The organism is Parvimonas parva, from assembly GCF_045866535.1.
In the GTDB taxonomy this organism is placed as follows: Bacteria; Bacillota; Clostridia; order Tissierellales; family Peptoniphilaceae; genus Parvimonas; species Parvimonas parva.
This window is the reverse complement of record NZ_AP038371.1, coordinates 1,109,137-1,121,564: the sequence shown is the minus strand read 5'-3', so window position 1 is coordinate 1,121,564 and position 12,428 is coordinate 1,109,137. Positions and strand designations below refer to the sequence as shown.

The window sequence follows — 12,428 nt, the reverse complement described above, 5'->3', positions numbered from 1 at the left end:
AGAATTAATTCTCCTTTAATTCTAATAATTCTTTACGTTTTTCAATAGGTGAGAGCCAATTTAAAGTTTGCATAGGTAATCTATTAGATTTATAGAGATATTTTTTCATTTGTACAATCAAATCTTCATAAGAATAAAAAGATAGATTACTATAAAATCTTTCATTGTCATTTCTATGACTTCTTTCAACCTTTCCATTGTGTCTAGGCGTTCTAGGTCTGATTAATTGATGTTTAATACCCAATTCGTTACATAGTTTGTCAAAAGGATGAACTCTTTTAGTATCTTTAAAATGTGTAAATTCAAAGCCATTATCGGTTTGAATAATTTCAGGAATATAACCAAAGTATTTAATAGCCATTTTAACAAAAGTAACAGTACTATAAGAAGATTGTTCCTTAAAAGGATAAATAAACCTTTCGCGAGTAGCTTCGTCAATAATCGTATATTGGTAGAATTTATCGGGATATTTACCAACATAACAAGAATTAGGAACATATTTAACATCAAGTTGCATTTTAACACCAATTTTAGTAGGAGTATGATAAGGTTTAGGAACATAGGGTTTGGAAGGCTGTTTAACGTCTTTAAAAAATCCAAGTTTTCTAAGAAACCTAAAAAGAGAGCAAGGGTGTCTAGTATAACCTTTATTTAGTTTAAGTTTAGCGTAAAGTTCAATCAAAGAAATATTAGGATTTCTTCTAATGAGATTTTTAATCCAATAAATTTCAGTATCGGTATGAGAATTAGGGTGTTTAGATAAAGGTCTATGAGATTTATCCTTAAGGGATTCAATAGAGCCATCAAATCTTTTATTCCAACGCATAAGAGAGGCTTTGGATATTTTATATCTTCTACAAACAAAGCTAACAGAATTGCCGTTTCTGTAAGTTTTAACAGCGTGGTATCTTGTTTGAAGTAAATGAGGGATATAACGTTGGTTGTGTTTTATATTTTCTTGATTTTGTGATATAATATTATTCATAAAAGAGAGTTCCTTTCTAGTTAATTTTTTTGTTTTAATAATTATACAGGATATTCTCTTTTTTTTGTACCCTTGGTCTCACATCAATTGTATCATAACAGTATTTTTTGGTATTGATTATGTATTGTTGTTGAAAAAAAGTATTGTTTATGGTATCATAAGTTGTTAGTGGGTGATAAATTTTGAATGAAAAAATAATTGATATAAAAAATTTAAGATATGAATATTTAAGTGATGATAATAAAAAAAGTATTGGTTTGGACGGAATTAGTTTTTCTGTAAACAAAGGGGAATTAATTTCTATTTTAGGTCATAACGGAAGTGGCAAGTCAACTTTGGCAAAACTTTTGAATGCACAATTTGTTCCGACAGATGGAGAGATTGAAATTTTTGGAATTAATACTAAAGATGAAGAAAAAATTTGGGATATTAGACAAAAATGTGCTATGGTTTTTCAAAATCCTGATAATCAGCTCGTAGCAACCGTTGTTGAAGAAGATGTTGCTTTCGGCCCCGAGAACTTGGGTATTGACCCTGTTGAAATAAGACAGAGGGTTGATGAGGCTTTAAAAATTGTTGAGATGGGGGATTATAAAAAACACTCACCACATATGCTTTCAGGGGGACAAAAGCAAAGGATAGCGATAGCAGGAGTTCTTTCTATGAAACCTGAAGTTATAATTTTTGACGAATCAACGGCGATGCTTGACCCGATTGGAAGAAAAGATATTATAGATACTATTTTGAAATTGAATAAGGAAGAAAATAAAACTATTTTATATATAACTCATTATATGGAGGAGGCTGTTTTGGCTGATAGAGTTATTGTACTTAACGAGGGAAAGATTGAATTTGATGATAGTCCTAAAAAAGTTTTTTCAAATGTTGAGCGTTTAAGAGAGCTTGGACTTTCCGTTCCACAAGTTACAGAACTTTCTTATCTTTTGAAAAATGAAGGAATAGAAATTCCAACCGACATTTTGACTAATGATGAAATGATAGAATTTTTGGAGAAAAAATTAAAATAATGGATATAAATTTTAAAAATGTAAGTTTTATCTATGGAGAAAAAACTCCTTTTGAAAAACTTGCTTTAGATAATATAGATTTGACAATAAAATCAGGAGAATTTGTTGGAATTATAGGACATACAGGAAGTGGTAAGTCAACTTTGATTCAACATTTTAATGGAATATTAAAGCCGACAACCGGAGATGTTTTTATTGGCGATATGAATACGAAAGATAAAGAACTTGCAAAGAGTGGTTTGAGATATAAGATAGGGCTTGTTTTTCAATATCCTGAATATCAACTTTTTGAAGAAACTATAGAAAAAGATATTGCTTTTGGCCCCAAAAATATGGGACTTAGTGAAGAAGAGATTACAGCAAGAGTTAAAGAGGCGATGGAGATTGTTGGACTCGACTATGAAACTAAAAAGGATAAATCTCCTTTTGAAATTTCCGGAGGACAAAAGAGAAGAGTTGCAATAGCAGGAATATTGGCGATGAAACCGGATATTTTAATTTTAGATGAGCCGACTGCCGGTCTTGACCCAAAAGGTCGTGATGAGTTATTTTTCCAAATTAAAAATCTTTATGAAAAAAATAATATTACGATAGTTTTGATTTCTCATAGTATGGAAGATGTTGCAAAACTTGTAAATAGAATAATCATAATGAAAAACGGAAAAATTCATTTAGATAAGAATACAAAAGAGGCTTTTAGTGATGTTGATGATTTAAAAGAAGTAGGACTTAATGTTCCACAGATTACAGAACTTATGGATACTTTAAGAAAAAAAGGTCATCATTTTAGCAAAAATATTTTGACGGTCGATGAGGCTTTTGAAGAAATAAAAAGAGAATTGAGGAAAAATTAATGGTAAAAAATATATCAATAGGTCGTTTTTTTCCGGGAGATAGTATTATTCATAGACTTGACCCCAGACTTAAATTATATTTTATTTTTATGTTTATAGTTTCTATATTTTTTATAAAAAGTTTTTTAGTTTTTATACCACTTGCGATTTTTTTGTTTTCAATTATAAAAATTGCAAAACTGCCTGTATTGATGGTCTTAAAGGGATTAAGAGGAATTTTTTACATTGTTTTGTTTACTGTAATTTTGAATGTAATTTTAACACCTGGAGAAATTTTATTTAGAATATGGATTATAAATATAACCAAAGAGGGAATTAAATTAAGTGCTTTTATGAGTGTTAGAATAATACTTTTGGTTATTGGAACAAGCCTTTTGACCCTTACGACAAGTCCTATTGTACTTACAGATGCTTTGGAATATGTTATGAAACCTTTTGAAAAAATTAAGTTTCCTGCTCATTCTGTTGCGATGATGATGACAATAGCATTAAGATTTATACCGACAATTTTAGACGAAATGGATAAGATAACAAAGGCACAAACAGCAAGAGGAGCAGACTTTGAAACAGGAAGTATAATTACCAGAGCGAAAAGTTTGATTCCATTACTTGTACCACTTTTTGTAAACGCATTAAAACGTGCCGATGAGCTTGCAGTAGCTATGGAGGCAAGGTGTTATAGAGGTGGGGAAGGAAGAACTAGAATGAATGTTTTAAGATATACAAGGATGGATTATTTAGTTATGGCATTTATAACCATAATTTTTGGACTTGTTATAGCATCAAGGTTTTTCTTAAATGTTTGGATTTTTAATTAATAGAAAAGGAAAATAAAATGAGTTTTGATGGAATTTTTACAAAAGCAGTTGTTGATGAAATAACACCGCTTTTGTTAAATGGAAAAATAAATAAAATCAATCAACCGGATAAAAATGAGATAAATATACAAATTTATAACAAAGAAAATTATAAATTATTGCTTTCTTGCGCAAATAATCTTTCAAGGATTCATTTGAGTGAAAAAAACAAAAAAAATCCTATAACGGCATATAATTTCTGTATGTTACTTAGAAAACATTTAGTTGGTGGAACGATAAAAAATATTTACCAACATAAAATGGATAGGGTTGTTTGCTTTGAAATCGAAAATTTGAATGAGTTAAAGGAGCTTAATAAAAAACTTTTAATCATTGAAATAATGGGAAAACACTCAAATATAATTTTGGTGGATAAAGAAAGTAATAAGATTATAGATTCTATAAAACATATAGATTCAAGACAAAGTAGTATCAGAGAGGTTTTTCCGAATAAGGACTATTTCTTTGTTAAGGACGAAAAAGAAAATATTTTAGAAGAAAATTACAGATTGCCATCAGAAATTTTAAAAAATTCTGAGCCGATTTCTATGAAGAAATTTTTTTACACTAATTATTTAGGTTTTTCTCCGACTATTTCTTATGAATTACTAAATAATTCTAATATTGATATGGATATAAATTCTGTAAATCTTAGCGAAGATGATATTCAAAAACTTGATGAAAATTTTAAAATTTTAGTTGAAAATATAAAAAATAAAAAATATTTTCCAATTTTAATTCAAGATGAAGTTAAGAATAATAAAGATTTCTACTGCTTTGATTTAAATTTATATGAAAATAAAGAAAGTGTTTCAAATATCTCTAATCTTGTAGAAAATTTTTATCACAACAATTCTTTAAGAGATAGGATAAATCAAAAGGCATCAGGATTTAAAAAGGTTTTAACTACAAAATTAAACAGACTTTCAAACAAATATTCAGCAATGAATGATGAACTTTTGAATAATAAGAGTAAAGAGGACTTGAAAATTTTCGCTGATTTACTTTCCATAAATATTTATAAAATGGAAAAAGGTATGAAAAAAATCGTGCTTGAAAATATTTATGATAATATGAATGAAGTTGAAATCTCTCTTGATGAAAAAAAATCTCCAAGAGAAAATATTGAATCATATTATAAAAAATATAAAAAATTAAAAACAGCTGATGAAATTATAAAACAAGAATTACCGAAAATAGAAACAGAAATTGCATACATAAAGCAAATTTTAGAAACTATTGAGATAATCACAGAATTAAATGAGCTTTCTGAAATAGAAGAAGAATTGATTTCTTTAGGTTATGTTAAGAAGAGCAAAAAGAATAAACAAAAACTTGAAAAGTCAAAACCTTATGTGTTTGAAACAAAATCCGGAGCACTAATTTATGTCGGAAAAAACAATTTGCAAAATGAAAATTTAACATTAAAGTTTGCAAATAAAAATGATATATTTTTCCACGCACAAGACGTTCCAGGTAGCCATGTAATCTTAAGAGGAGCAAACTTGACAGAAGACGACTATAAAATTGCAGGATTTTTAGCCGGATATTACAGCTACTTCAAAAACGAAGGCTATGCAAATGTAGATTACACAGAAAAAAAACATATCCGAAAAGCAAAAGGAACAGGTCTTGGAATGGTTTATTACGATAATTATAAAACACTGTTTATTGACTTCAAAGACAAATTATTTGACGAATACAAAAAATAACACGATAGAATTTCTATCGTGTTCAGAGTGCAGACAAAACTAATGCTTTGTCTGCGCTCTGAAAATGAGCATAAAGCTCATTTTTATTATAAAAAAATAAATTATAAAAAAATAAATTATGGGTCTGTAAATAATTTTGTGTATCAACCTAAATCCTGACACAAGGGTAAGGGTTGATACATTTTTATATGTATCAATGTTTGTCCATTCCTATAGGAATGGAGCTTGTCTTAATTTAACACAACTTTAATAAACTGTCAAATTTTTTAAAAATTTGCAGCTAATTTTATACTCTATTTTTAACTTATCTAAAACCTCCCCTCAAAAAATATTGATAATTGCGATAAGATTTGATCCCAACCACGAATTCTACTTGTCCACTTGCTTGAGGCATCTACCATTGCCAAATACAGACTTTTTTGTAGGGCATAGTCATTTGGAAATATGGTTTTATTTTTCGTTACTTTTCTTAGTTGCCTATTGAAGTTTTCCATGGCGTTTGTTGTGTATATTAGCTTTCTTATTCCTTCTGGATACTTGAAATATGTTGATAATTCTGTCCAGTTGTTTTTCCAAGAACTTACACACATTGGGTATTTTTTACCCCATTTTTCTTCAAAGATTCCTAGATTTGTTAATGCTAAGTCTTCGGTTGGTGCTTTGTATACTGCTTTTAGGTCTTTCATCAGCTCTTTGATGTCTTTGTATGACACATATTTAGTTGAGTTTCTTATTTGGTGGATTATACATTTTTGAATTTCTGCTTTTGGGTATACTGCTTCTATAGCCTGGCTAAATCCTGGTAGGTTATCTGTTGAAACTATTAGGATATCTTCAAGACCTCTTTCTTTTAGTTGATTTAATACTAAGAGCCAGTATTTGCTTGATTCATTTTCTCCTACCCACATTCCTAGTATTTCTTTAAAGCCTTCTAGATTGTAGCCTAGGGCAATGTATACTGCCTTTTTGACTACTATGTTGTTTTCTCTTACATGATAGTGTATAGCGTCTAAGAACACCATAGGATAGACTTTTTCTAATGGTCTATTTTGCCACTCTTCTATTGTTGGTAGAATTTTATTTGTTATTTTTGACACCATTGTTTCTGATATCCCAAAACCATAAATATCTTTTATGTGACTTGATATATCTCTTGTTGTCATACCTTTTCCATACATTGATATTATTTGATTTTCTATGTTTGATATGTCTTTTTCGTATTTTTTTAATGCCTGAGGCTCAAAGGATCCTTCTCTATCTCTAGGAATATTTAAATCTATATTTCCATATGATGATTTAACTGTTTTTTTACTTGAACCATTTCTAGTATTTAATGATAGTGGTTTTTCTCCATATTCATAATCTAAATGCTCATCTAATTCTGCTTTTAATAATTGCTCCATTGTATCACCTAAAAGGTCTTTTAAAGCATCTTGTAGATCTTGAACTGTTTCCGGTTGATATTCTTCGATTAACATCTTAGAAATTTTGTTTAATTTTGTTTCTGATCTCTTTCTTGGCATAAAAATTCCTCCTGATTAGTTTTTCTTTACCCTAATCAGGAGGTTTCTATACACAAAATTTTACACAGTCTCTAAATTATAATATTATTTCATTATATCCTTAATTACTTTTCCGTCTTTTACTTCAACTATGGTTTTACTTTTATCTGTTGGTTGTAAAATTTTTACTGTTATATTATCATTAATATTTTTGGAAATTGTTAATGCAGTTCCTGTAACTTCTTTTTCCCATAAATCACGAATATTCTCGTTAGCTCTACCTTCATTTTTAGCATCAATCATTCCTGACACATCAGAGGCTGTTTGTTCAACTAATTCAATATTAACATTATTATTTTTTTCATCAAATGTAGCCTTGGCAAAATGTTTATTAGAATTATTAAATTCTTGTAAATATTTATTAATTTTTTCAACAGATTCACTTGAAAGAGTTTTATTTTCTGAATTTTCTTGTTTTTCTTTTAATTCTTTATTTTCTTTTTCGAGAGAATTAATTTTTTCTTGTAACTCACTATTTTTCTTTTCCAAAGAATCTTTTTGCTTTTGCAACTCTTTAACAACTTTATTTTCTTCATTATTTTTATTAGAACAACTAACTAACATAATGCTAATCAATAACATAATAACAACTTTTTTCATAACAAATTCTCCTTTAATATATAAAAGTTTTCCTTTTTCTATATTATAAACTTAAATGTAAATAAAGACAACTCTTTTAATAAAATTTTATATTTAAGTTTAGGAGATTACATAATTATTTTAAAATGGTATAATATAAATAGTAATATATTAATTTTAGAATTAAAGATAAATAGTATAAATAAAAGGAGAAATTATAAATAATATTCCAGAAGAATATGAAGATAAAATAAAAGAAATTTTAAATAATCTGAATACAAAAATTCTTACAAGCAATGAATTTAGAATTTATAACTTTTCTTAGGTTAAAACAACAAAAAAAGGATTGGGTAAAACTGTGATAGAACAAATATTAAAAGATATAGAGTTAGCTTTACAACACAAGCACAAATATAATTCGAAAGATTTTTCGTTATATTTAGAAGATTATTTATGCGATAATTACGATGAAATGCACGAAGAAAATGCAGAAGTTACAGAACTTATGAATGATGAAATGCCTTTTATTTGTGCAGAAATGGAACCGATGATGAATGATACTGAATTTTTAAGAAAGTTAAAAATTGAATATGATAAAGCTAAGGAGCTATATTATGGACGATAATTTTAAGATTATATATAAAATATTATCTATTTTAAAACACAAAGTAAATATCTTAAAATGTATAATAAAACACAAGATAATTAATTAACTTGGAAAGAATGGTCTAACGAAATTAATGAGTTGTTAGCTAAAAAGTTTAACTGGAAATATAGAAGGGAGTTACCTTAATGAAAGATGATAAGACAATTTTAATACCGGATGAATTTATACCGGATTATACATTAACAGAAGAAGAGCGACACAAAAAATTTGATGATTATTGTAATAATGTAGTTGAAAAATTAGAGGAATTACAAAAAGGATAAAATGATGGCTGATTTTACAAAATATATACAATATTTTTATTGTCCTGATTATAAAAAATATGTAAAATTTGAAAAAGGTTTATTTTACTGTATAGAAAACAATAAAGAAATTCAAAATAGTTTTTATGATAAAATTCTTATAGGTTCTATTTACACAAAAGATATAACAAAGGAGAAATATTATGCTCAAATTAATTAAGGCTTTAGTTATATCGATGAAAGCACATAAAGGTCAAAAGGATAAAGCGGGGAAGAAGTATATTTTTCATCCGATAAAAGTTGCAATGTTAAGTAAGGGATATAAAACTAAAATAGTTGCTTTACTTCACGATGTTATTGAAGATAGCGAAGTTACAATAGAAGACTTATCAAAACACTTTGATGAAGATATTGTTTTAGCTGTTGATTGTATAACAAAGAAAAAAGGTCAAGATTATCAAGAGTATTTGAATATTGTAAAAAATAATGAACTTTCAAGAAAAGTTAAAATTGCAGACTTAACTCATAATAGTAACTTGAATAGATTAGAAAAAATTACAGAAAAAGATAGAATGAGAAAAGAAAAATATTTAAAAGCGATAGAATTTTTGAGGAATTAACTATGATAGAAAAATTATTTAATGAAATAGAATTAGCTTTACAAAATAAAATATCTATGTCTGTTGATGATTTTGCTTTATATGTTCAAGATTATTTATGTGATAATTATGATGAGATGTATAAAGAAAATGCAGAGGTTACAGAATTTTTGAATGAAGATTTACCAGAGATAACGGATATAGCAGAGTATATGAATGATGAATTGAATGAAAAATTTTTGAAAGAATTAAAAATTGAATATGATAAAGCGAAAAAACTTTATTATTCCAATAAAAAACACAATAATTAAATTTTATTGTGTTTTTTTACTTGGTATAAATTATTTATTAAATAATATTGCTTTTTAGAAATATCTCTTAATGTATCTTGTATATTAATTATTAATCCTGAAAATTTTTTTTTTACTATTAAGTCCCAGCAACTTAGAGGATTAGTAGTATCTGTATCAGTTTCTAAATAATCTAATACTAACGTTAAAATTATTGATGAATTTTTGATTCGAGAAGAATTATATTCTAATTCTTCTATAATTTTATTTAATTCCAAATTTTTCTCATTTTTGTATTTTTTTATAAAAAAACCACTATTTTAAACATTGTGTTTTAAAATAGTGGTTTATTTTTATTGGTGGAGATGGTGGGTGTCGAACCCACGTCCGAAAAAGCATTCATATTACTTTCTCCGAATGCAGTCAATTTTAAATTTCCCAATAACCTATAAATTAACAAACTCAGTTAGAGGTATCTTATAAATACAATTACAAACTTAAGAACTTTTGTAAAGGTTGCCCACGAATTTAATGATAGAGTTTAGACTTTTGTGGGGAAAGAATAAACTCCAAATAGCTGACTTACGCAGCTAATGCAAAATTATTATTTTCTGCGTTTATATTTAATTTACCACTTTTTATGTTGGTTGGATACAACAATTCGCTTATAATACTGCAACTTCCCCGTCGAAGCCAGTTCATCCCCATAATTAAAAAAGTAGCTTTATAAAGCTACTTTTATTATACCCATATTTTGTGATTATGTCAAATTTGAAATATATTTATTGATTTAATTTTTTAAACATTTTTGAAATTAATACAAAAATTGTAATGATTGAAATAATCGCAAGGAGAAGTAAAATTATTGTTAGTGTATCTTGATATAATCTTTTATATTTTTTGAAAAATTCAAAAACTCTGAATATAAAAAAGAAAATTATTCCTATATTTATCACTAATAAATATTTTGTCTTTTTTGTTAATAGTATTATTATAAATATAAATATAAAAATTAGAGAAATAACCAACAAAAAGTTTTTAAATATTGTTGGATTTTGCATATATGGTTGATCTTCTGGATAACTACCTGCTGATAATTCTAGAGTTATTAGGTAGAATAAAAATATTAAAAAACTAAATATCATATAAATTTTTTCTTTTATAATTTTCATAAAATTCTCCTTTTTAATTAAATTGTCTTTATTAACAACTTTATTATATTACATTGAAATTTGTTTGTAAAGTTTTGTTTTAAATAAAAAATATTTTACAATTTTTTATTAAATTTTCGTAACAAAGTGTTGTAAAAATTTTTTATATGGTTTACAATATACAGACAAATAAAAAAAGAAAAATTTTTAAGGAGAGAAAGATGTTAAAATCAATGACTGGTTATGGTAGAAGTGAGTTTATTGATGAAAATTATGATTTATCTTTTGAAATGAAGTCTGTTAATCATAAGTTTTTGGATATTCAAGTTAAGCTACCATATTTTTTAAATTTTTGTGAAGAAGATATTAAAAAAGTTGTAAGAGGAAAGTTGTCGAGAGGTCGTGTAGATATTTTTATAAGAGGAAAGCAAAAATTTTCTGAAGGTAATTCCAGTTTGGAGGTTAATTATAATTTAGCGGGTGCTTACTTTGAGGCTTATAAAAATATTTCTGAAAATCTTGGAATTGATGCTCCTGTCGGTATCGGACATATTATTCGTAATGAAAATGTTGTTGAAGTTAAGACTTCTGATATTGATGAGGAATTTTTTAAAAAAAATGTTTTGTCTGCTGTTGAAAAGGCAGTTGATGAGCTTGTTGCTATGAGAACTGTTGAGGGAGAAAACTTAAAGAATGATTTAAGTGAAAATCTTTTGGCTTTTGAAAATAACTTGGAAGGCATTAAAGAAAGAAAAGAAGATGTTTTAAATAATCAAATCGAAAGATTAAAGTCAAAACTTGGCGAGTTTTCAAGCGAATTGTCCGAAAGTGAACTTAACAGATTAAATCTTGAAGTAATTTTTTATACGGATAAGCTTGATATAAGTGAAGAGATTACAAGACTTAATTCACATATTCAAAATTTTAAAAAGTTTTTAGGTCTTGAAACTCAAGTTGGTAAAAAGATTGAATTTTTACTTCAAGAGATGAATAGGGAGATTAATACGATAGCAAGTAAGTCAAATAATTATGCGATTTCAACTTATGTTATTGAAATGAAGGTTATTATAGAGAAACTTAGAGAACAAATTCAAAATGTTGAGTAGTTTTGGAGGTAGTATGAAAAAGGGATTTTTGATGGTTGTTTCAGGTCCGTCAGGAGTTGGTAAAGGTACTATTTGCGATATTTTATTAAGAGATAATAAAGATATTAAGTATTCAATTTCTGCAACCAGTAGAAATAAAAGACCTAATGAAGAACATGGGAAAAACTATTTTTTCATCTCAAATGATGAGTTTGAAAAAATGATTGAGGAAGAAAAACTTTTAGAATATGCAAAAGTTCATGGTAATTATTATGGAACGCCGAAAGATTTTGTTTTAAATTCAATCGATAATGGTGATGTAGTAATTTTGGAAATTGATGTTCAAGGTGCTTTGCAGGTTAAGAAAAATTATCCTGACGCAGTTTTAGTTTTTGTTTTGCCACCTGATTTTGAAGAGTTAAAGAGAAGACTTGTAGAACGTGGAACGGAAGATGAAGAAACTGTAAATTTAAGAATGAATAATGCAAAAAAAGAAGTTGAATTTTTGAATGAATATAATTATTCCATTGTGAATGAATATGTAGATGATAGTGTAGAAAAAATGAAGGCTATTATTCAAGCCGAAAGATTAAAAATAAAAAAATAGGAGGAATGAAAGATGATAAATCCATCATTTAAAGAATTAGAAAAAATTGATAAGAGTAGATATGCTCTAGTTGTAATGACAAGTAAGAGAGCTAGAAGAATTGTAAACGGATCTAAAAATTTAATGGAAACAGATGCGCAAAAACCAATTACTCAAGCACTTCAAGAAATCGTAGCTGAAAAGGTAACTAAAAAAGAAAAGGAAGATTAA

General features: G+C 27.1%; 17 protein-coding genes and 1 other RNA gene. 12 read left to right on the top strand and 6 right to left on the bottom strand.

The genetic code is table 11. From position 1 onward, the window contains the following. Positions 1-4 precede the first annotated feature (4 nt). The gene (locus tag ACKTSI_RS05560) at positions 5-985 is read right to left on the bottom strand and encodes a DDE-type integrase/transposase/recombinase (protein ID WP_407862668.1); all 981 of its coding nucleotides are present in this window, start codon (positions 983-985) and stop codon (positions 5-7) included. 182 nt (positions 986-1,167) lie between these two features. Here ACKTSI_RS05560 and ACKTSI_RS05555 point away from each other — a divergent pair, with 182 nt between their 5' ends. The 4 genes from ACKTSI_RS05555 to ACKTSI_RS05540 are packed head-to-tail and all read left to right on the top strand — an operon-like array spanning position 1,168 to position 5,436. Continuing rightward, a complete protein-coding gene (locus ACKTSI_RS05555; protein ID WP_201274956.1) occupies positions 1,168-2,013 on the top strand; it encodes an energy-coupling factor transporter ATPase in 846 nt (281 codons plus the stop codon). Next, positions 2,013-2,867, top strand: coding sequence for an energy-coupling factor transporter ATPase (locus ACKTSI_RS05550; RefSeq protein ID WP_407862667.1), 855 nt, complete (start codon positions 2,013-2,015; stop codon positions 2,865-2,867). The genes ACKTSI_RS05555 and ACKTSI_RS05550 overlap by 1 nt, the downstream gene beginning before the upstream one ends. Beyond that, complete coding sequence (locus tag ACKTSI_RS05545; RefSeq protein ID WP_407862666.1) at positions 2,867-3,685, top strand: energy-coupling factor transporter transmembrane component T family protein; 819 nt, start codon at positions 2,867-2,869, stop codon at positions 3,683-3,685. Before ACKTSI_RS05550 ends, ACKTSI_RS05545 begins: the two co-directional genes overlap by 1 nt. A 17-nt stretch (positions 3,686-3,702) precedes the next feature. Then, positions 3,703-5,436, top strand: coding sequence for an NFACT family protein (locus ACKTSI_RS05540; protein ID WP_407862665.1), 1,734 nt, complete (start codon positions 3,703-3,705; stop codon positions 5,434-5,436). 308 nt (positions 5,437-5,744) lie between these two features. Here the strand turns inward: ACKTSI_RS05540 and ACKTSI_RS05535 are convergent, their stop codons facing one another. Together ACKTSI_RS05535 and ACKTSI_RS05530 are read right to left on the bottom strand one after the other, a co-directional pair. After that, a complete protein-coding gene (locus tag ACKTSI_RS05535; RefSeq protein WP_407862556.1) occupies positions 5,745-6,959 on the bottom strand; it encodes an IS256 family transposase in 1,215 nt (404 codons plus the stop codon). Positions 6,960-7,043: 84 nt separating this feature from the next. Continuing rightward, positions 7,044-7,598, bottom strand: coding sequence for a hypothetical protein (locus tag ACKTSI_RS05530; protein WP_407862664.1), 555 nt, complete (start codon positions 7,596-7,598; stop codon positions 7,044-7,046). A gap of 337 nt (positions 7,599-7,935) precedes the next feature. Between ACKTSI_RS05530 and ACKTSI_RS05525 the strand changes: the two genes are divergently transcribed. The 5 genes from ACKTSI_RS05525 to ACKTSI_RS05505 all read left to right on the top strand — a co-directional run bounded on the left by ACKTSI_RS05525 (position 7,936) and on the right by ACKTSI_RS05505 (position 9,396). Beyond that, entirely contained in the window at positions 7,936-8,202 is a 267-nt protein-coding gene (locus ACKTSI_RS05525; RefSeq protein ID WP_288980955.1) for a hypothetical protein, read from the top strand. Positions 8,203-8,369: 167 nt separating this feature from the next. Then, complete coding sequence (locus ACKTSI_RS05520; RefSeq protein WP_288867888.1) at positions 8,370-8,507, top strand: hypothetical protein; 138 nt, start codon at positions 8,370-8,372, stop codon at positions 8,505-8,507. A 4-nt stretch (positions 8,508-8,511) separates the two neighbouring features. After that, positions 8,512-8,706: a hypothetical protein gene (locus ACKTSI_RS05515; RefSeq protein ID WP_407862663.1), complete on the top strand. Its 195-nt coding sequence runs from the start codon at positions 8,512-8,514 to the stop codon at positions 8,704-8,706. Continuing rightward, positions 8,690-9,106 (top strand): HD domain-containing protein, encoded by a 417-nt coding sequence (locus ACKTSI_RS05510; protein WP_288867889.1) that lies wholly within the window; start codon positions 8,690-8,692, stop codon positions 9,104-9,106. The genes ACKTSI_RS05515 and ACKTSI_RS05510 overlap by 17 nt, the downstream gene beginning before the upstream one ends. A gap of 2 nt (positions 9,107-9,108) precedes the next feature. Then, positions 9,109-9,396, top strand: coding sequence for a hypothetical protein (locus ACKTSI_RS05505; protein WP_407862662.1), 288 nt, complete (start codon positions 9,109-9,111; stop codon positions 9,394-9,396). Here the strand turns inward: ACKTSI_RS05505 and ACKTSI_RS05500 are convergent. From ACKTSI_RS05500 to ACKTSI_RS05490, 3 genes are all read right to left on the bottom strand, one after another. Then, positions 9,393-9,653 (bottom strand): hypothetical protein, encoded by a 261-nt coding sequence (locus ACKTSI_RS05500; RefSeq protein WP_407862661.1) that lies wholly within the window; start codon positions 9,651-9,653, stop codon positions 9,393-9,395. The two genes, ACKTSI_RS05505 and ACKTSI_RS05500, sit on opposite strands and share 4 nt — an antisense overlap. Before the next feature lie 79 nt (positions 9,654-9,732). Further along, positions 9,733-10,081: a transfer-messenger RNA gene (gene ssrA, locus ACKTSI_RS05495) on the bottom strand. Positions 10,082-10,157: 76 nt separating this feature from the next. Further along, positions 10,158-10,547: a hypothetical protein gene (locus tag ACKTSI_RS05490; RefSeq protein WP_407862660.1), complete on the bottom strand. Its 390-nt coding sequence runs from the start codon at positions 10,545-10,547 to the stop codon at positions 10,158-10,160. 200 nt (positions 10,548-10,747) lie between these two features. Here ACKTSI_RS05490 and ACKTSI_RS05485 point away from each other — a divergent pair, with 200 nt between their 5' ends. Genes ACKTSI_RS05485 through rpoZ form a run of 3 tightly spaced genes read left to right on the top strand, consistent with a single transcriptional unit; the run spans position 10,748 to position 12,428 of the window. Then, on the top strand, positions 10,748-11,632 hold the full coding sequence (locus tag ACKTSI_RS05485; RefSeq protein WP_407862659.1) for a YicC/YloC family endoribonuclease: 885 nt from the start codon (positions 10,748-10,750) through the stop codon (positions 11,630-11,632). Positions 11,633-11,645: 13 nt separating this feature from the next. After that, positions 11,646-12,218 carry a guanylate kinase gene (gene gmk, locus ACKTSI_RS05480; protein ID WP_407862658.1) on the top strand — a complete coding sequence of 191 codons (573 nt, stop codon included), beginning with the start codon at positions 11,646-11,648 and terminating at the stop codon, positions 12,216-12,218. A 12-nt stretch (positions 12,219-12,230) separates the two neighbouring features. Beyond that, positions 12,231-12,428, top strand: a complete 198-nt coding sequence (gene rpoZ, locus ACKTSI_RS05475) for a DNA-directed RNA polymerase subunit omega (RefSeq protein WP_068473103.1) — start codon at positions 12,231-12,233, stop codon at positions 12,426-12,428.